At 71.5% G+C, this 16,664-nt stretch carries 21 protein-coding genes; 14 read left to right on the top strand and 7 right to left on the bottom strand.

Annotation, left to right across the window (positions count from 1 at the left end):
• Nucleotides 1-8: 8 nt before the first annotated feature.
• Nucleotides 9-1,181 (bottom strand): acyl-CoA dehydrogenase family protein, encoded by a 1,173-nt coding sequence (locus tag ABGB12_RS02935; protein ID WP_347674343.1) that lies wholly within the window; start codon nucleotides 1,179-1,181, stop codon nucleotides 9-11.
• Nucleotides 1,182-1,237: 56 nt separating this feature from the next.
• Between ABGB12_RS02935 and ABGB12_RS02930 the strand changes: the two genes are divergently transcribed.
• Nucleotides 1,238-1,612 (top strand): DUF6285 domain-containing protein, encoded by a 375-nt coding sequence (locus ABGB12_RS02930; RefSeq protein ID WP_347674342.1) that lies wholly within the window; start codon nucleotides 1,238-1,240, stop codon nucleotides 1,610-1,612.
• Complete coding sequence (locus tag ABGB12_RS02925; RefSeq protein WP_347674340.1) at nucleotides 1,609-2,625, top strand: NAD(P)-dependent alcohol dehydrogenase; 1,017 nt, start codon at nucleotides 1,609-1,611, stop codon at nucleotides 2,623-2,625. The genes ABGB12_RS02930 and ABGB12_RS02925 overlap by 4 nt, the downstream gene beginning before the upstream one ends.
• 32 nt (nucleotides 2,626-2,657) lie before the next feature.
• Here ABGB12_RS02925 and ABGB12_RS02920 read toward each other — a convergent pair whose 3' ends face one another.
• Together ABGB12_RS02920 and dapE are read right to left on the bottom strand one after the other, a co-directional pair.
• Complete coding sequence (locus ABGB12_RS02920) at nucleotides 2,658-3,449, bottom strand: hypothetical protein (protein ID WP_347674339.1); 792 nt, start codon at nucleotides 3,447-3,449, stop codon at nucleotides 2,658-2,660.
• Nucleotides 3,450-3,509: 60 nt separating this feature from the next.
• Nucleotides 3,510-4,595 (bottom strand): succinyl-diaminopimelate desuccinylase, encoded by a 1,086-nt coding sequence (dapE, locus tag ABGB12_RS02915; protein WP_347674338.1) that lies wholly within the window; start codon nucleotides 4,593-4,595, stop codon nucleotides 3,510-3,512.
• A gap of 70 nt (nucleotides 4,596-4,665) precedes the next feature.
• Here dapE and ABGB12_RS02910 point away from each other — a divergent pair, with 70 nt between their 5' ends.
• Nucleotides 4,666-5,451 (top strand): TIGR00730 family Rossman fold protein, encoded by a 786-nt coding sequence (locus ABGB12_RS02910; protein ID WP_347675029.1) that lies wholly within the window; start codon nucleotides 4,666-4,668, stop codon nucleotides 5,449-5,451.
• Between the two features lie 31 nt (nucleotides 5,452-5,482).
• Here the strand turns inward: ABGB12_RS02910 and ABGB12_RS02905 are convergent, their stop codons facing one another.
• A complete protein-coding gene (locus ABGB12_RS02905) occupies nucleotides 5,483-5,995 on the bottom strand; it encodes a flavodoxin domain-containing protein (RefSeq protein WP_347674336.1) in 513 nt (170 codons plus the stop codon).
• Nucleotides 5,996-6,191: 196 nt separating this feature from the next.
• Between ABGB12_RS02905 and ABGB12_RS02900 the strand changes: the two genes are divergently transcribed.
• The 3 genes from ABGB12_RS02900 (at nucleotide 6,192) to ABGB12_RS02890 (ending at nucleotide 8,690) form a co-directional block, all read left to right on the top strand.
• On the top strand, nucleotides 6,192-6,632 hold the full coding sequence (locus ABGB12_RS02900; protein WP_347674335.1) for a hypothetical protein: 441 nt from the start codon (nucleotides 6,192-6,194) through the stop codon (nucleotides 6,630-6,632).
• 86 nt (nucleotides 6,633-6,718) lie between these two features.
• A complete protein-coding gene (locus ABGB12_RS02895; RefSeq protein ID WP_347674334.1) occupies nucleotides 6,719-7,291 on the top strand; it encodes a TIGR00730 family Rossman fold protein in 573 nt (190 codons plus the stop codon).
• Nucleotides 7,292-7,379: 88 nt separating this feature from the next.
• On the top strand, nucleotides 7,380-8,690 hold the full coding sequence (locus ABGB12_RS02890) for an alkaline phosphatase PhoX (protein WP_347674333.1): 1,311 nt from the start codon (nucleotides 7,380-7,382) through the stop codon (nucleotides 8,688-8,690).
• A gap of 13 nt (nucleotides 8,691-8,703) precedes the next feature.
• Here ABGB12_RS02890 and ABGB12_RS02885 read toward each other — a convergent pair whose 3' ends face one another.
• A complete protein-coding gene (locus tag ABGB12_RS02885; RefSeq protein ID WP_347674331.1) occupies nucleotides 8,704-9,012 on the bottom strand; it encodes a hypothetical protein in 309 nt (102 codons plus the stop codon).
• A gap of 45 nt (nucleotides 9,013-9,057) precedes the next feature.
• Between ABGB12_RS02885 and ABGB12_RS02880 the strand changes: the two genes are divergently transcribed.
• From ABGB12_RS02880 to ABGB12_RS02865, 4 genes are all read left to right on the top strand, one after another.
• Nucleotides 9,058-9,483, top strand: coding sequence for a hypothetical protein (locus ABGB12_RS02880; protein ID WP_347674329.1), 426 nt, complete (start codon nucleotides 9,058-9,060; stop codon nucleotides 9,481-9,483).
• Nucleotides 9,480-10,049 carry a DNA-3-methyladenine glycosylase I gene (locus ABGB12_RS02875; protein WP_347674328.1) on the top strand — a complete coding sequence of 190 codons (570 nt, stop codon included), beginning with the start codon at nucleotides 9,480-9,482 and terminating at the stop codon, nucleotides 10,047-10,049. Before ABGB12_RS02880 ends, ABGB12_RS02875 begins: the two co-directional genes overlap by 4 nt.
• A gap of 124 nt (nucleotides 10,050-10,173) precedes the next feature.
• Nucleotides 10,174-10,341 (top strand): DUF3117 domain-containing protein, encoded by a 168-nt coding sequence (locus ABGB12_RS02870; protein ID WP_347674327.1) that lies wholly within the window; start codon nucleotides 10,174-10,176, stop codon nucleotides 10,339-10,341.
• Nucleotides 10,342-10,487: 146 nt separating this feature from the next.
• Nucleotides 10,488-11,882 (top strand): leucyl aminopeptidase family protein, encoded by a 1,395-nt coding sequence (locus ABGB12_RS02865; RefSeq protein ID WP_347674325.1) that lies wholly within the window; start codon nucleotides 10,488-10,490, stop codon nucleotides 11,880-11,882.
• Here ABGB12_RS02865 and ABGB12_RS02860 read toward each other — a convergent pair.
• The gene (locus ABGB12_RS02860; protein ID WP_347674322.1) at nucleotides 11,863-12,504 is read right to left on the bottom strand and encodes a hypothetical protein; all 642 of its coding nucleotides are present in this window, start codon (nucleotides 12,502-12,504) and stop codon (nucleotides 11,863-11,865) included. The two genes, ABGB12_RS02865 and ABGB12_RS02860, sit on opposite strands and share 20 nt — an antisense overlap.
• A 2-nt stretch (nucleotides 12,505-12,506) precedes the next feature.
• On the bottom strand, nucleotides 12,507-13,130 hold the full coding sequence (locus ABGB12_RS02855; RefSeq protein ID WP_347674319.1) for an O-methyltransferase: 624 nt from the start codon (nucleotides 13,128-13,130) through the stop codon (nucleotides 12,507-12,509).
• Between the two features lie 130 nt (nucleotides 13,131-13,260).
• On the opposite strand from ABGB12_RS02855, the gene sigE reads away from it, so the two are divergent.
• From sigE to ABGB12_RS02835, 4 genes are all read left to right on the top strand, one after another.
• Nucleotides 13,261-13,869 carry an RNA polymerase sigma factor SigE gene (gene sigE / locus ABGB12_RS02850; RefSeq protein ID WP_347674317.1) on the top strand — a complete coding sequence of 203 codons (609 nt, stop codon included), beginning with the start codon at nucleotides 13,261-13,263 and terminating at the stop codon, nucleotides 13,867-13,869.
• Complete coding sequence (locus ABGB12_RS02845; RefSeq protein WP_347674314.1) at nucleotides 13,866-14,471, top strand: zf-HC2 domain-containing protein; 606 nt, start codon at nucleotides 13,866-13,868, stop codon at nucleotides 14,469-14,471. The genes sigE and ABGB12_RS02845 overlap by 4 nt, the downstream gene beginning before the upstream one ends.
• A gap of 113 nt (nucleotides 14,472-14,584) precedes the next feature.
• On the top strand, nucleotides 14,585-16,210 hold the full coding sequence (locus ABGB12_RS02840) for a trypsin-like peptidase domain-containing protein (protein WP_347674312.1): 1,626 nt from the start codon (nucleotides 14,585-14,587) through the stop codon (nucleotides 16,208-16,210).
• An 84-nt stretch (nucleotides 16,211-16,294) separates the two neighbouring features.
• Nucleotides 16,295-16,657 (top strand): sec-independent translocase, encoded by a 363-nt coding sequence (locus ABGB12_RS02835; RefSeq protein WP_347674310.1) that lies wholly within the window; start codon nucleotides 16,295-16,297, stop codon nucleotides 16,655-16,657.
• Nucleotides 16,658-16,664 lie beyond the last annotated feature (7 nt).

Genomic DNA, 16,664 nt, shown 5'->3' with positions numbered 1-16,664 from the left:
CCCGGACGTCAGAACGTCCAGCGGCCGCCCTTCTCGTACTCCTTCAGGATGCGCTGGCCGGTCCGGCTGATGTGCACCTCGTCCGGGCCGTCGTAGATGCGGCCGGCCCGGGCGTGCCGGTACATGCGGTCCAGCGGGGTGTCCTCGGTCAGGCCCTCGGCGCCGTACACCTGGATGGCGCGGTCGATGACGTTGTGCAGCATCCGCGCGCCCGCCACCTTGATCGCGGCGATCTCCACCCGGGCCTGGTCCCCGGAGTCGATCTTGTGGGCGGCGTGCAGGGTGAGCAGCCGCGCGGCCTGGATCTCGGAGTAGGACTCGAAGACGTGCTGCTGCAGCAGCTGCTTGCCGGCGAGCGGGCCGCCGAACGCCTCACGCTGGTGCAGCCGCTCGCACATCAGGTCGAAGGCGCGCTGGGCCTGGCCGAGCCAGCGCATGCAGTGGAAGATCCGGCCGGGCCCGAGCCGCTCCTGGGCGATGACGAAACCGTGGCCGCGCGGCCCGAGCAGGTTCTCCTCCGGCACCCGGACCTCGTCGTAGAACACCTCGTAGTGGCCGTCGTGGAGGCCGAGGACCGGGGTGTCGCGGACGATCGTGTAGCCGGGGGTGTCGGTCGGCACGAGGATCATGCTGAACGACAGGTAGGGGCTCGCGTTCTCCTCCGTGCGGCACATGACGGTGGTGTACGCGGCCCGCTCCGCGCCGGTGGTGAACCACTTGCGGCCCCGGATGACCCACTCGCCGTTCTCCAGCGTGGCCGTCGTCTGGAGCTGCGTCGGGTCGGAGCTGGAGATGCCCGGCTCGGTCATGGCGAAGCTGGGCGAGATGTCGCCCTGGACCAGCGGCAGGAGGAAGCGCTCCCGCTGCGTCCGGGCCGCGTACTTGTGCAGCATCAGCGAGTCCTGGAGCGTGTACGTCCCCAGGACGATCTGGCCGTACTCGCTGCGGCCCTGGATCTCGTTGACGTAGACGTAGTCCAGGAACGGCAGGCCGCCCCCGCCGATCTCCTTCGGGTGGCCGAGCGCCCACAGGCCCTCGGCCTTGGCCTCCCGCTGCAGGGAGCGCAGCAGGTCCACGTCCCCCTGGTGGAGCGCGTTCTCGTTCGGCTCCACCCGCTCGGTCATGAACGCGTAGACCGCGTCCCGCAGCGGCCGCACCGACGCCGGTACCTCAAAGCTCATGGCTTCACCCTCCTGTGACTAGAATCGCATTCTGTCTCGTGAAGGGAGAGCGCGCCATGCCCGGACCGCACGATGTGCCCACGGCGGGTCAGCTGGTGGAGTCCGTCAGGGAGTTCCTGGAGCGGGACGTCCTGCCCGCGGCCTCCGGCCGGCAGCGGTTCCACGCGCTGGTCGCGGCCAACCTGCTGGCCATGGTCGAGCGGGAGCTGGCCGACGGGCCCGCACAGGCCGAGGAGCACCGGGAGCGCCTGGCCGCGCTGGGTTTCGGCTCCGACGCGGAGCTGGCCCGCGCGATCCGCGCGGGGGAACTGGACGAGCGGTACGAGGAGGTCCGCGCGGCGCTGCTGGAGGCGACGGCGGCGAAGCTGGCCGTGGCCAACCCCGCCTACCTGAAGTCGGCGGAGAGTGCATCGGCTATAAGTAAGCCATGACTTACGCCGTTACCGTCGCCGACCTCAGCGCCCCCGGCGGGCCCTTCGAGCTGCGCCAGCGGGAGATCTCCGAGCCCGGGCCCGACGAGGTCCTGGTCCGGCTGGTCGCCACGGGCGTCTGCCACACCGACCTCGTGACCGCGGCCCGGCCCATCGTGCCCGGCCAGATCCTCGGCCACGAGGGCGCCGGCGTGGTGGAGGCCGTCGGAAACGACGTCGGGGCGGTCGAGCCCGGCGACCACGTCGTGCTCAGCTACTCCTGGTGCGGCGAATGCGCCAACTGCTCGCGTGGGCGCATGGCCTACTGCGCGCGCTTCCTGGAGCTGAACTACGTCGGAGAACGCTTCTTCGGCCAGTCCTCCTTCGCCACCTTCACCCTCACCAGCGAGCGCAACGTCATCCGCGTGGCCAAGGACCTGCCCTTCGAGTTCCTCGCCCCGCTCGGCTGCGGCGTGCAGACCGGCGCGGGAGCCGTCCTCAACGTGCTCAAGCCGGAGAAGGGCTCGGCCCTGGCCGTCTTCGCGCTCGGCGCGGTCGGGCTCAGCGCCGTCATGGCCGCGAACATCGCGGGCTGCGACCGGATCATCGCGATCGACCCCAACCCCGCCCGCCGCGCCCTGGCGCTGGAGCTGGGCGCCACCGAGGCCGTCGACCCGGCCGACGCGCCGCGCGGCGCCATGGACTACTCGGTGGAGTGCGTCGGCCACCCGGACGTGGTGAAGGCCGCGGTGAAGTCGCTGGCCAGCCCCGGGCAATGCGTCACCCTGGGGTTCAAGGGGCAGCGCAACCCGGTGGAACTCGACCAGATGGCGCTGATGAACGGCCGGGGCGTCCGCGGCTCCATCGAGGGCGACGGCATCCCGCAGCGCTTCATCCCCGAGCTGATCAAGTACCACCGGCAGGGCCGGCTGCCGGTCGAACGCATGGTGCGCACCTACGCCTTCGCCGAGATCAACGAGGCGGTCGCCGCCGCGGGCCGGGGAGACGCGATCAAGCCGGTCCTGGTCTTCTGACGGTCCGTGGGCTGTCCCCTCCGGGCGGCGAGTCAGTCGAGGAGCACGCGGTCTGCGGGGGCGGAGGCGTCCTTCACCCAGCCGTCCTCGCCCTCCTCGGGGGTCCAGCTGTACCCGCCGTGCCGCACCCGGGTGAACCCGTAGGTCCTGGCATGGGCCATCGCCCAGGTCGCCACCGACCAGCCGGTGGCCTTCGACGCCTTCTCGGGAAGCCCGATGGCCTGCCCCTCCAGGGCGAACCGGTCGCCGAACGTGCGGCGCAGCTCTTTGACGGCCTCGGCGGGCCGGGGGGCGGCGGCGTCCGCCTTCACCGGATACCAGCAGGTGATCGCGGCGGGGGACTCCCCGGCGAAGCCGGTGGTGAGGATCTCGGCCATCGTCTCGTGCTGGGCGTAGAGGCTGCCGTCGAAGCTGCGCTGGACGCGCTGGGCGGCGTCGTGCACCTCCCGCTCGGTGTAGTCCTCCACCTTCACCAGGGCGGCGAAGAAGCGGGTGGCGGCGTACACCGGGTCCTGGAGCTGCTCGGGCGTGCCCCAGCCCTGGGACGGGCGCTGCTGGAAGATGCCGACGGAGTCGCGGTCGCCGTAGGCGAGGTTCTCGATGTGCGACTCCTGCTCGGCCGTCGCGTAGGCGATCACCAGCGCGCGCCGGGGGAGCTTCTCGCGGTGGGCGACCCCCGCGATCGTCGCGGCGTTCGCCGCCTGCGGCACCTCGAGCTGGATCTCGCCGCCCTCGGCCGTGGCCGAGCAGCCCTCACCCATCAAAGCCTTGTCGATCTTGGAGAACAGCTGGTAGCCGCCGAGGCCGATCACCAGAACCACCACGACGACAATGGACAAGCCCCGCCAACCCATGACCAGACCGTACCTTTTTCCCGCCACAGTTCAGGACAGCCAGGCGCGCAGGCGCCGCTCGCAGGACCGCACCGAGTCCAGGGAGACCCGCTCGTCCTTGTGGTGGGCGAGAGTCGGGTCGCCGGGACCGTAGTTCACGGCGGGGACGCCCAGCGCGGAGAACAGCGACACGTCGGTCCAGCCGAGCTTGGCCCGCACCCGTCCGGCCTCGACCGCCGCGGCGGGCTCCAGGCCCGTGACGGCCCGGACGAAGTCCTGCGCGGCGGGGTGCAGCAGCCCCGGACGGGCCGATTCGCTGCGGTCGACGACCTCGACCTCGTAGCCGCGGCCCTCGAACAGCTCCCGCAGCCAGGCCTCGGCGGCCACCAGGTCCCGGTCGGGCGCGAAACGGTGGTTCACCGAGACCACGCACTCGTCCGGCACCACGTTGCGGGCGATGCCGGCGCGGGCGAAGACGGCGTTCAGCCCCTCGTGGTAGGTGATGCCGTCGACCACGGGGCGGCGCGCCTCGTAGCCGTCCAGCAGGTCGAGCAGCGGCTTCATCGCGTGGATGGCGTTGGAGCCCATCCAGGAGCGCGCGGTGTGCGCCCGCGCCCCGCGCGCCGTCACCTCCACCGTGACGGTGCCCTGGCAGCCGCCCTCGACCTCTCCGTCGGTGGGCTCCATGAGCACGGCGAAGTCGGCGGCCAGCAGCTCCGGCCGGGTCTCGGCCAGCCGCTTCAGCCCGTTGCGGTCGGCGGAGACCTCCTCGCACTCGTACGCCACGAACGTCACGTCCCGGGTGGGCTCCTCCAGGACCGCGGCCAGGTGCAGCAGGACGGCCAGACCGCCCTTCATGTCGCAGGCGCCCAGGCCCCACAGGGTGTCGCCGTCCACCCGGGAGGGCAGGTTGCCGTTCACCGGCACCGTGTCGGTGTGGCCGGCCAGAACGACCCGCTCGGCGCGGCCCAGGCGGGTGGCGGCGACCAGGGTGTCGCCGTCCCTTACGACCTCGAGCCAGGGCAGCGCCCGCAGCCCGGCCTCGATCTCCGCGACGACCGCCTTCTCGTTGCCGCTCACCGACTCGATGTCCACCAGGGTGCGCGTCAGCTCGGCCACGTCCATCGAGAGATCCATGTTCACCGAGCTTACTTCCGCGCTCGGCCCGACGGAGCCGCCCGGCGGCTACCGTGATCGGATGGATGAGATGCGGAAGAGGAGCCACCGGCAGGGCCCCGCGGTGCTGAGCGGCAAGGCGCTGCCGGGCAGTACCTACGACCAGAGGCTGCTGGACACCCGGGGCACGGTGGACTGGCTGCACCAGGACCCCTGGCGGGTGCTGCGCATCCAGTCGGAGTTCGTCGAGGGCTTCGGCCTGCTGGCCGAGGTGGGACCGGCGGTCAGCGTGTTCGGCTCGGCCAGGCTCAAGCCCGGCTCGGAGTACTACGAGCTGGCCGAGCGGATCGGCGGGGGCCTGGCGGCGGCCGGGTACGCGGTGATCACGGGCGGCGGCCCCGGGATCATGGAGGCGGGCAACAAGGGCGCCAACCCCGAGGGCCTGTCCGTCGGCCTGGGCATCGAGCTGCCGTTCGAGCAGAAGCTGAACGAGCACCTCGACATCGGCATCTCGTTCCGCTACTTCTTCGTCCGCAAGACGATGTTCATCAAGTACTCCCGGGCGTTCGTCGTGCTGCCCGGGGGGTTCGGCACCCTGGACGAGCTGTTCGAAGCGCTCACCCTGGTGCAGACCGGAAAGATCACCCGCTTCCCGATCGTCCTCGTCGGACGCGCCTTCTGGACGCCGCTGCTGGACTGGTTCCGCGGCACCCTGGTCGCCGAGGGCACGGTCTCCCCGGAGGACCCGGAACTGCTGTACCTCACCGACGATCCCGACGAGGTCGTCCAGATCGTCGTCGACGCCCACCGGGGGTCCCGGCAGGGCGAGCTGGAGGCCCAGGTCCAGACCGCCGCCGCGGAGGAGGCGGGCACGTGAGCGGCGGGGACGACGCCGCCCCTGCCGAGGTTCAGGGGACGGTGACGAGTCGGCGGGCCACCTCGTCCGCCCAGGCCTCGATCTCCGCCCAGTCGCGGTAGTCGCCGTACCGGCCGCCCACGACCCGAAAGAGCAGGCGGCCGGGGCGGGGGATGTGCTCGGCGCGGAAGACCCCGGAGAACAAGCGGTGGCCGCGCGGCTGCAGCGACTTGCGCAGCTCGGCCGAGAGCGCCGCCTCCTCCTTGGTCGCGAATTTCTTCCACGGCCCGCGCAGCGCGGCGGGCATGCCGACGCTGAAGAGCCAGACCGGCCGTTCGACGAGCACGGCGTGGTGGCGGCCGAGGAAGTCGGAGGCCTCCGGCAGCCAGGCCTGGTCGTGGACCGCGCTGCCGAGGACGAACGCGTCGTAGGGCTGGAGGTCCCGCACCTCCGTCATGGCGCGGACCTCGGCCGCCACCCCGGCCGCCCGCAGGCGTTCGCCGACGCGTTCGGCGATCTCCTTGGTCGATCCGTGCTGTGTCGCGTAGCTCACCAAGACGGTCACGAGGTCTCCTCACTGGAACGGGCGGCTCGTTTTCCAGCATGGAATCCGTGCCTTCCGGCGTTCAGGGGCGAAGGTCCCTCCGTCGCCCGACCTTCAGGTGTTCCCGGGCAAGGACCTGTAGGCGAATTGTCGATTAATCGTCATCTTTGTCTTCTATATAGATGGATGTTAGCTATGGAATGATTTCGAGATCATGATGACGCGTAAGAAAATGCCGGCCGTCGCGGTACTGACGGTCCTGGGCCTGGCGGCGGGCTGCTCCGTCGAGGACACCGCGCTGCGCCAGATCGAACCGAACACCACCGTCTACATCGACGGATGGGACGAGAACGCCGACAAGGGCGACCAGGCGCTGGTGGAGCAGAAGCCCTCGGGCATGTGGGTCCTGCCCATCGACGCGCCCTTCCGCGCCAAGCGCACCGGCGACTTCACCGTCAAGGTGACGCTCGACCCCGGGCGCGGCTTCGTCGTCACCGACCTGGGCGGCACGAAGGCCGGCAAGGACCACGACAACTGCCTCGAGGCGGGGGAGACCTACGCCTTCGTCGACGTTCCGGCCACCGGCCTGCAGTGGGAGCCGCAGTCGAAGAACGCCGACACCAGCAACGACGACTGCGAGGTCATCCCCTCGGAATGAGCGAAGGGCCGGCCGGGATTCCGGGCCGCCGGTTCTATGATCCTGGAACCGGCAGGCCGAAGGACGAGGAGGAGCCCGCGGTGCCCATGACGATCACCGTCTTCTGCGCGTCGAGCACGCGGATCGACGCCAAGCACGTCGAGGTGGCGGCCGCGGTGGGCGCCGAGCTCGCGCGGCGGGGCCACACCCTGGTCACCGGCGGGGGCACCAGGTCCTGCATGGGCGCGATCGCCAGGGCGGCACGGGCGGAGGGCGGCCGGACCGTCGGGGTGGTCCCGGCGGGCATGCCCGACTCGCAGGAGGGCGCCGACACCGAGAACGACGAGCTGATCCGCACCCCCGACATGCGCTCGCGCAAGGCGGAGATGGACCGGCGGGCCGACGGGTTCCTCATCCTGCCCGGCGGGATCGGGACGCTGGAGGAGCTGCTGGAGGTCTGGACGGCCCGCAGCCTGAACTTCCACACCAAGCCGATCGTGGTGCTGGACCCGTACGAGGTGTACGAGCCGCTGCGCACGCTGATGGACCATCTGCTCGCCGAGGGCTTCAACCGGCCCGCGGCGGCCGAGGCCGTCTCCTACGCCACCGAGGTGGGCCAGGCCCTGGATCTGCTGGAGGCCGAGTTCCGGCGGGTCCGCGAGGAGCTCCTGGAGTTCTGAGGGCCTTTCCCCGGCTTTCACGGCGGGTTCATCTCCCTCGGTCAGGCTCCGCAGGATCGACAAGTCACCTGCAAGGAGCCCTGACCCCATGAGTGTCTCCCGTCGCGGTTTCGTGGCCGGTGGAGCAGTCTCCATCGCGCTGGCCGGAAGCCTTGATTCCGTTTTCATGACCGCCGCGGGCGCCGCCGAGGGCGAGGCCTACGGCTACGGCCCGCTGGTCCCCGACCCCGCGGGGATCCTCGACCTGCCCCGCGGCTTCGAGTACAAGATGCTCTCCACCGAGGGCGACACGATGCCGGACGGCAACCGCGTCCCCGGCAGGGCCGACGGCATGGCGGTCTTCCCCGGCCGCCGCCACGACGACCTGCGCCTGGTGCGCAACCACGAGCAGACCGCCAGCGGCGTCAAGGCCGTGGCGCGTCCCGAGTGGACCTACGACCCGGCCGCGTTCGGCGGCACCACCACCCTGCACGTGGACGACAAGGCCGAGCTGCTCGGCCATTACGTCAGCCTGGCCGGCACCTCCACCAACTGCGCGGGCGGCGCCACCCCCTGGGGCACCTGGCTGACCTGCGAGGAGACCGAGGGCTTCAACGGCCAGACCAAGTCCCACGGCTGGGTGTTCGAGGTCGACCCGACCGGCCGCCGGACCGTCGCCGAGCCGATCGAGCCGCTCGGCCGGTTCGCGCACGAGGCGGTCTGCATCGACCCGCGCGACAACACCGCCTACCTGACCGAGGACGCGTCGCGGCCCTTCGGGCTCTTCTACCGCTTCCTCCCCGAGGCCCGTAAGGGTGGTTACCACTCCTACCGGGCGGGCGGCACCCTCCAGGCGATGCGGGTGCCGGGCGTCTCCGACTTGTCGCAGGTGCTGGAGGCTGGAACGGTCCTCAAGGGCGTGCAGTGGGTGGACGTGCCCGACCCGTCCGCGGCGGTGACCTCGACCCGCAAGCAGTTCGACGACATCACCCGCTCGCAGAAGCTGGAAGGCGCCTGGTGGAGCAGGGGCAAGGCGTACTTCGTCGCCTCCTACTCGCGCACCGCCAGCGGCGCGGCCGGTGACCACGCCGGTCAGGTCTGGGCCTACGACCCGCGCCGCAACACGCTTGAGCTGGAACTGGTCTTCAAGCCGGGCGGGAAGTTCGACTCCCCGGACAACATCACCGTCTCGCCGTACGGCGGCGGGGTGATCCTCGCCGAGGACGGCGACGGTGAGCAGTTCCTCGTCGGCACCACCCGCCGGGGCGAGCCCTTCGCGCTGGCCCGTAACGCCGCGAACGGGTCGGAGTTCGCCGGTGTGACGTTCTCGCCCGACGGGCGGACGCTCTTCGCCAACCGGCAGAGCGCGGGCGTGACCTTCGCGATCCGCGGCCCCTGGCAGCGGCTGCGGAACCGCTGACCCGGACCTCCCCTCAGGCCAGAGCCCGTCTCCCCAGTGTGGGGGGACGGGTTCCGGCCATCGAGGCGACCATGTCCAGGACCTGGCGCAGCTCGCCGGGGTCGCCGGGGAAGCGGAAGGCGCTCACACCCAGCCAGGCGTAGACGGCGGCGGCGGCCAGGGCACCGGAGTCGGACCCGGTGACGGTGACCTTCACCGGGCGCCCCTTGGCCAGGAGGGCCTCGACCTCCTCGGCGGACGGGTCGATGCCCGCGTCCAGCAGGTCCTCCGGGTCCGCGAGGGCGCCGGCCCACACCAGATCACTGCGGTTTCGCGCGTCCATACCCTTGAGCATGGCACGATCGTCGTACCGGTGAAGGAGGACCCCGTGCCCGTAGTGCTCTTGCTCGCCGCCGTCGCGGTGGTCGCGGCCACAGCCGTCCTGGCCTCGGGACGGGGCGGTGAGCTGCGCGAACCCGCGGAGCGGCTGCCGACGGGGCTGCCGGAGGACCGGCTGCCGACCGGGATGGACGGGGCGATGCTCAGGCTGCCCAAGGGGTTCTTCGGCTACGACATGGCGGTCACCGACGAGGCGCTGGGGCGGCTGGTGTACGCGCTGATGCAGCGGGAGAACGAGGTCGCCGAGCTGAGGCGCAAGGTCGCCGAGCTGAGCGCGTACGGGGCCGGGGGAGAGCTGAGCGCCTCCTGGCTGAGGAAGCCGGAGGAGACGCGAGAGGACGACACCGGCCGGCTGCTGAAGCCGGAGGAGCCGGCCGAGCCGCGCAAGCCCGATGAAGGTGGAGGCTTCGCTTGACCGTCCGGTGCGCCTGGGAGACCTCTCTTCCGGACTATGTCGCCTACCACGACGACGAGTGGGGCAGGGCGGTCCGCGACGACCGGGGCCTGTTCGAGCGGTTGTGCCTGGAGGGCTTCCAGTCGGGCCTGTCATGGCTGACGATCCTGCGCAAGCGGGAGGCTTTCCGGCGGGCCTTCGCCGGGTTCGAGCCCGCCCTGGTGGCGGCCTACGGCGAGACGGACGTGGAGCGGCTGATGACCGACGCCTCGATCGTCCGGAACCGCCGCAAGATCGAGGCGGTGGTCGGCAACGCCCGCGCCGTGCTGGAGTTGCCCGCGGGGTTGGCGGAGCTGGTGTGGGAGTACGCGGACCCGGAGGCGCCGGCCCCGCGAAAAAGGTCGGACATTCCCTCACGGACTCCTTCGTCTCAGGCCCTGGCCCGAAAACTCAAAAGTCATGGCTTCCGCTTCGTCGGCCCCACCACCGCCTACGCCCTCATGCAGGCGTGCGGGCTGGTCAACGACCACCTCCTGGACTGCCCGGCCCGGCCCGGCTCGGGGCCGGGACCGATCTCGCGGGTCTGATCGTTACCACTTCGCGCCCGGAACACGGGATAATGGACCACTACTGCTAGACGCGGACGCTTCGGCGGCCAGCGGCTCGCATGGGCCCGAACGGCCCTGGGCCGGGAAGGAAGGGGATGCACGCATGGCGGCGATGAAGCCGCGGACAGGTGACGGTCCGCTCGAAGTGACCAAGGAGGGCCGCGGCATCGTCATGCGCGTGCCGTTGGAAGGCGGCGGCCGGCTCGTGGTCGAGCTGACTCCCGATGAGGCCAAGGAGCTGGGCGAAGCCATCGGCGGAGTGGTCGGCTGACCCACCCCCGAGGGCGGGCGTCCTCACGACCGTGCGGTCCCGGCCGGTTTACGCCGCCGGGACCGGGTCGTTCTCTTTGTCTTTCCGTTTTCCGCCGGTTCGCCGGTCTTCCGGTCCATCTCCGTCTTCTGTCTTAGGGGGCCCTCATGCCCGTCCTGACCCGTGTCCGCGCGTCCGAGGGGCAGCTCGCCCAGGTGCCCGGCGCCCGCCTGCTGGCGGTGCCGCAGGGCGGCGACCCCGGATTCGACCCGGGCCTGCCGGTGGAGGAGCTCCTGTCCTTCCACGAGGCCAAGGGAGAGGCCGGGGAGATCGTCTCCCTGCCGGTCCGGCTGGAGGGCACCCTGCGGGAACTGCTGCTGTACGGCACCGGAGACGGCTCGCCCGCCGCGCTGCGCAAGGCCGGGGCCGCGCTGGCCCGCCGCGCCAAGGGCAAGGACCTGCTGGCGGTACGGGTGCCCGAGGGCGACCTGACCGCCTTCACCGAGGGCGCGCTGCTGGCGGGCTACGACTTCAGCATGAAGACCGGTGAGGCCAAGAAGCCGGTCGGAGAGATCGTCCTGGTCGGCGGCGAGCCGTCCGCGCGGGGCGAGGTGCTGGCCGCCGCGGCCGCGCTGGCCCGCGACCTGACCAACACCCCCTCGGTCGAGAAGGGCCCGGCCTGGATGGCCGAGCAGGCGGTCGCGCTGGCCCGGGACGCGGGCCTGGAAGTGCGGATCAGGGACGAGCGGGAACTGGAGGCCGAGGGCTTCGGCGGGCTGCTGGCCGTCGGCTCCGGCTCGCCCCGGCCGCCCCGGCTGATCGAGCTCACCTACGCGCCCGAGGGCGCGACCCGCCACATCGTCCTGGTCGGCAAGGGCATCACCTTCGACACCGGCGGCATCTCGATCAAGCCGAGCGCCGCGATGCAGACCATGAAGACCGACATGGCGGGCGGAGCCGTCGTCATGGGCGTCATGTCGGCGCTGCGGGCCCTGGACGTCCCGGTCAAGGTCACCGGGCTGGTCCCCTCCGCCGAGAACGCGTTCTCCGGCTCGGCCATGCGCCCCTCCGACGTGATCACCCACTACGGCGGCATCACCTCCGAGGTGCTCAACACCGACGCCGAGGGCCGCCTGGTGCTGGCCGACGCGCTCGCCTACGCCGACAAGGTGCTCGACCCCGATCTCGTCGTCGACATCGCCACCCTCACCGGGGCCGCCAAGCTCGCCCTCGGCCTGAGGCACGGCGCGCTCTTCGCCACCGACGAGGAGCTGGCCGCCGCGCTGCTGGAGGCCGCCGGCCGGGCCGACGAGCCGCTGTGGCGGATGCCGCTGACCGACGACTACCGGGTGGCCATCGAGTCGCAGATCGCCGACGTCTCCAACATCGAGAAGCGGGGCTTCGGCGGCGGCGCGATCATGGCCGCGCTGTTCCTGGAGAGGTTCACCGGGGGCCGGTCCTGGGCGCACCTGGACGTCGCGGGCCCGGCTCGGGGCGGCGAAGGCGCCACCGGCTACGGGGTGCGGCTGTTCCTGGAGTGGCTCACTTCCGCTTCGGCCTGACGACCCGGCGCCGCTTGGGCAGCCCGATCCGGCGGTCCTCGAACGGCGCGTCGGACAGGGCGCGGACCGCCTTGATCACCTCGTCCTGAGGCACCGTCCAGCCGGCCAGCACCGGGACGTTCCAGCGCAGCACCGCCACGCCCGGCAGCCCCTGGGTCTTGACCCGCAACATCTCCGCGCCGGAGGTGTGCCGGGCGTGCGGGCTCTCCTCGCAGGGCAGGAAGGCCAGCCGGTGGGCCAGGCCCTTGCCGCCGGGCACCCCGTCGGTCCAGGCGCAGACCGAGGCGACCTCGGCCCACGGCAGGAACCTGTCCCTCGAGCGCGGCAGCGGCCACTTGGCGGGGACGCTCACCCCCGTCCCGTCCAGGACGAGCAGCGGCCTGCGGCCCAGCAGATGACCGGTGATCACCACCAGCGAGAGGCCGAAGGCGATCACCCCGGTGATCCCGAGCACGAGGAAGACGATCCCGCCCGGGCTGGCGGGGTCGGCGATCCCGCCGACGATGAACATCGCCGAGCAGAACAGCAGGATCAGCACCGCGAGCGCCTGGCCGGAGCCGCTGAAGGACGGGCGCAGGCGGACCTCGGTGGGGGAGGCGGGGCGGGGGGACGTGGACGTCATGGTCATCCTTGTTTCTGTGCGACGAGCAGGCCGTCCCCGAGCGGCAGGAACAACGGGATCAGGTTCTCGTCCTCGGCGACGAGCCGGGCCACCGCGCGCACGCCGTGCGCGTCGGCCGGGTCCGGCAGGGGGGTGAGGGCGTCGTCGAAGGCGATCACACCGCCGGGCCGCAGCAGGCGCAGCGCGGCGGACAGGTAGTCGGGGTACTCGCGCGGCATCGCGTCGCAGAACACCAGGTCATAGGCGGCGTCGGTGAGCCGGGGCAGGACGTCCAGCGCCCGGCCGCTGATCATCCGGGTGCGGCTCGCCGCGAACCCGGCGTCGGAGTAGGCGATCTTGGCGAGCCGCTGGTTCTCCGGCTCGACGTCCACGCTGGTGAGCACCCCCTGGGGGTGCATGCCGCGCAGCAGCCAGATGCCCGACACGCCGCAGCCCGAACCGATCTCCACCACGGTCCTGGCCTTGATCAGCGACGCGATGAAGCGGAGCGCCGCTCCGCCGGTGACGCCGATCGGCTCGGCGCCGAACTCCTCGCCCAGCCGCCGGGCCTCGCGCAGCGGCTCATCCTCCGGGGAGAACCACTCCCCGTAGGTCTGCACCTCGTTGATGGCCGCCTCCAGCGTCACAGAACCCTCCGGGGGCAAAACGATAGCGCCGACAGGGAACGTCGTCGCGGTCCGCGACGTTCTAAAAAACACCAGCCGGAGGAAACGATGCTCCCTCGGCGCGGAAGACGAGAGGGTGATCTGAGACACCATGTCTGTCTCAGCGGTTCCATTCCAGGGCGCGGCCGGAGGGGTCGTCGGCAGGGAGAACGCCCCGGCGGCACAATGGTCCCCGCCTTCGTGGGACCAGGTCGTCCGCGACCACTCCGCGCGTGTCTACCGCCTGGCCTACCGGCTGACCGGTAACCAGCACGACGCAGAGGACCTCACCCAGGAGGTCTTCGTGCGGGTGTTCCGCTCGCTGGCCAACTACACGCCCGGCACGTTCGAGGGCTGGCTGCACAGGATCACCACCAACCTCTTCCTCGACACCGCGCGCCGCAAGCAGCGCATCCGCTTCGAGAACCTGGCGGACGACGCGGCGGACCGGCTGCCCGGCCGGGAGAAGACCCCCGCGCAGGTGTACGAGGACACCAACTTCGACGACGACGTCCAGGCCGCGCTGGACGCCTTGGCGCCCGACTATCGTGCCGCCGTCGTGTTGTGCGACATCGAGGGCCTGTCGTACGAGGAGATCGCCGCGACGCTCGGGGTGAAGCTCGGCACCGTCCGCAGCCGCATCCACCGGGGCCGCGGGCAGCTGCGCGCCGCCCTCGCCCATCGTGCTCCGGCGGAGAAGGGGAAAGGGATCACCAAGTGAGCTGCCTTGGCGACCGTCTGACCGCCCTGGTCGACGGCGAGCTCGACCATGACGGCAGGGACCGGGCGCTGGCCCATCTGGCCGGCTGCGACGGTTGCCGCGCGGAGGCCGAGGCGCTGCGCCGCCTCAAGCGCCGGCTGAGCTCGCTGAAGGACCTCTCGGCCGGCGACGGCCTGCTGGGCCGCCTGTACGAGATGGGGGGCGCGCCGTCCGCCCCGCCGAAGCCGGATCTGCTCTGGCCGCCTCAGGTCAAGCTGGACGGGCCCAGCCCGTCGGACGAGCTGATCCGGCGCCTGTACCGGATGGACGGGCAGGACCAGCGCGACGCGGAGCCGCAGCCGGCCGGTCACCGCAGGCCGAAGGACAACCGCCCGGTGAGCGGCGTGCAGCGGACGGCCCACCGCCGGAGGCTGCCGCGGGCCCGTTATCTGGTGGCGGGCGCCGCCACCCTGGCCGCGTTGGGCGCCGGCTCGGCCCCCTACGTCAACACCGGCCCGGTACGGGCTCCGAAGGTGTCGCCGAGCTGGAGCCCGGTCACGGTGCACAATGGTGGGGTCTCCCAGGTGAGGCTGCCCCGGCGCCAGGACGAGCAGAAGCGCTGAAAACAAGCGCTTTCGGCATTATCCCGGCCTACCGTCTAAGGTGCTTACGGCAATCACACGGCGGGCGGGCCACGATAAGCCCGTACATCTCAGGCTCGTCAAGGAGTGGGGTAATGACGGACGAAAGCCGAGGCTCGGTCGAGTCACCGGGGGAACCGGGGTTCACTCCCCCGGACGCGCCTGCCGAGCCGCCGGCGGACAAGCTGGTGGTCTCCCGGGAGGCGGCGCAGGCCGCGGCCCCCGCGGCCACCATGCTGGACGGCATGAGCGTCCGGCAGGACGACGGCGAAGCGCAGTGGGCGTCGGGGGGACAGCCACTGCCCCAGCAGCAGAAGTCCGAACCCCAGCCGAACTTCGCGAAACCGGACGCCTTCCGGGAGGCCGAGAACGCGGCGCCTCCCCCTTACCAGGACAGCCCTCCCCCCTACGGTGAGCCCGCGCCCTACGCGGAGCAGCGGCCCGGGTTCGCCCCGCACCAGCAGGGCGCCTTCTGGCCGGGCACCCAGCCCCCGCCTCCGCCGCCGCAGCAGCCTCCGCTGCTCGTCCCCGGCATGGGCGGACCGCCGCCATCGGTCCCCGGCCAGGGCGGCCCCTCCGGCCCCGGCGGCCCCAACTGGGCGCCGGTCCCCGGGCCTCCGCCCAGACCCAAGCGCACCCCCGGCCTCGGCCTCTTCGCGATCGCCGCGCTGGTGATCGCGCTGGTCGCCGGCTCGGTCGGCGCGGGGCTGGCCGTGACGCTGACCGAGAACAGCACGTCCGACCGCATCTCCCTGGGCGGCGACAACAGCGACGCCTCCCAGGCCCGCGACCCCGAGTCCGTGGCCGGCATCGCCCAGCGGGTGCTGCCCAGCGTGGTGACGGTCAAGGTCAGCATGGGCAACGGCGAGGGCGGTTCGGGGACGGGCTTCGTCGTCGAGGGCGGCTACATCATCACCAACTACCACGTGGTCTCCTCCGGGGGCCTCGGCCAGGCGTCCAGCGTCGTGGTCGTCACCAACGACGACAAGCAGCTCAGCGCCAACGTGGTCGGCAGCTCCTCCCAGAACGACGTGGCGGTGCTGAAGACCCAGAGCGACCACGGACTGCCCGCGCTGGAACTGGGCAACTCCGACGCGCTGGCCGTCGGCGACCAGGTGATGGCGATCGGCTCGCCGCTGGGCCTGTCCGGCTCGGTGACCACCGGCATCATCTCGGCCAAGGACCGGGTGGTGCCCACCCAGAGCGAGAACGGCGCCGAGACCAGCATGATCACCGCGCTGCAGACCGACGCGGCGATCAACCCCGGCAACTCCGGCGGCCCGCTGATCGACCTCTCTTCAGGACGTGTGATCGGCGTGAACACCGCGATCGCCAGCCTGAGCAACGGCAGCGGGGAGAGCGGCAGCATCGGCCTGGGCTTCGCCATCCCCAGCAACAAGGTCCGCCAGGTGGCCAAGACCCTGATCCAGGGCGGCACGGTCAAGAAGACCGTGATCGGCATCAGCATGGACCGCCAGTACGTCGGCGAAGGCGTGCAGATCCTCAAGGACGACCGGGAGGGCATCGTGAAGAACGGCCCCGCGGACAAGGCGGGACTGCGCCCCGGCGACATCATCCTCAAGGTCGACGACAAGGTGATCACCTCGACCGAGTCGCTGGTCGTGGTCATCACCTCGCACGCGCCGGGCGACACGGTGACGGTCACCTATCGCCGAGGTGGCCAGGAGAAGACGGCCAAAGTGACCCTCGGCCAGGGCTGACCTGCGACTTGTCAGGCACTGCACGGCGGATACTCTAAGGGGGCCGGGACCGATCCCGGCCCCCCCCGTCCATGGAGGCGCAAGTTGTTCGACGTCGGACTCGGTGAGGCTCTGCTCCTGGCCGTGCTGGCCCTGGTCATCTTCGGGGAGAAACTGCCGGCCGCGGCGCAGCAGGCGGGCCGCACCCTGCGTCAGCTCCGCCAGATGGCGCAGTCGGCCCAGGCCGATCTGCGCGAGGGGCTGGGGCCCGAGTTCAAGGACTTCGACCCGCGCGACCTGAACCCCAAGAGCTTCGTCCGCAAGCACCTGTTCGAGGGCGACGACGACCCGATGGGCGTCAAGACCCTCGGCCGCGACCTCGACGACGACTTCGACGCACCGCCCGGCCGCGGCCGCTCCGAGCTCGGCCAGGACGAGCGTCCGCCGTTCGACGACGAGGCCACCTGAGCCCGGA

Origin of the sequence: Actinocorallia sp. B10E7 (assembly GCF_039871655.1) — a bacterium.
Classification (GTDB): Bacteria; Actinomycetota; Actinomycetes; order Streptosporangiales; family Streptosporangiaceae; genus Actinocorallia.
The sequence above is the reverse complement of the archived record's forward strand: the minus strand, read 5'-3'. Positions and strand labels throughout refer to the sequence as shown.

Coding starts and splice junctions, on each gene's coding strand:
- ABGB12_RS02885 (WP_347674331.1), bottom strand. CDS start 9,012: ATGGACGCGCGAAACCGCAGTGATCTGGTGTGGGCCGGCGCCCTCGCG.
- dapE (WP_347674338.1), bottom strand. CDS start 4,595: ATGGATCTCTCGATGGACGTGGCCGAGCTGACGCGCACCCTGGTGGAC.
- ABGB12_RS02895 (WP_347674334.1), top strand. CDS start 6,719: ATGACGATCACCGTCTTCTGCGCGTCGAGCACGCGGATCGACGCCAAG.
- ABGB12_RS02925 (WP_347674340.1), top strand. CDS start 1,609: ATGACTTACGCCGTTACCGTCGCCGACCTCAGCGCCCCCGGCGGGCCC.
- ABGB12_RS02890 (WP_347674333.1), top strand. CDS start 7,380: ATGAGTGTCTCCCGTCGCGGTTTCGTGGCCGGTGGAGCAGTCTCCATC.
- ABGB12_RS02910 (WP_347675029.1), top strand. CDS start 4,666: ATGCGGAAGAGGAGCCACCGGCAGGGCCCCGCGGTGCTGAGCGGCAAG.
- ABGB12_RS02870 (WP_347674327.1), top strand. CDS start 10,174: ATGGCGGCGATGAAGCCGCGGACAGGTGACGGTCCGCTCGAAGTGACC.
- ABGB12_RS02840 (WP_347674312.1), top strand. CDS start 14,585: ATGACGGACGAAAGCCGAGGCTCGGTCGAGTCACCGGGGGAACCGGGG.
- ABGB12_RS02865 (WP_347674325.1), top strand. CDS start 10,488: ATGCCCGTCCTGACCCGTGTCCGCGCGTCCGAGGGGCAGCTCGCCCAG.
- ABGB12_RS02900 (WP_347674335.1), top strand. CDS start 6,192: ATGACGCGTAAGAAAATGCCGGCCGTCGCGGTACTGACGGTCCTGGGC.
- sigE (WP_347674317.1), top strand. CDS start 13,261: ATGTCTGTCTCAGCGGTTCCATTCCAGGGCGCGGCCGGAGGGGTCGTC.
- ABGB12_RS02930 (WP_347674342.1), top strand. CDS start 1,238: ATGCCCGGACCGCACGATGTGCCCACGGCGGGTCAGCTGGTGGAGTCC.
- ABGB12_RS02860 (WP_347674322.1), bottom strand. CDS start 12,504: ATGACGTCCACGTCCCCCCGCCCCGCCTCCCCCACCGAGGTCCGCCTG.
- ABGB12_RS02935 (WP_347674343.1), bottom strand. CDS start 1,181: ATGAGCTTTGAGGTACCGGCGTCGGTGCGGCCGCTGCGGGACGCGGTC.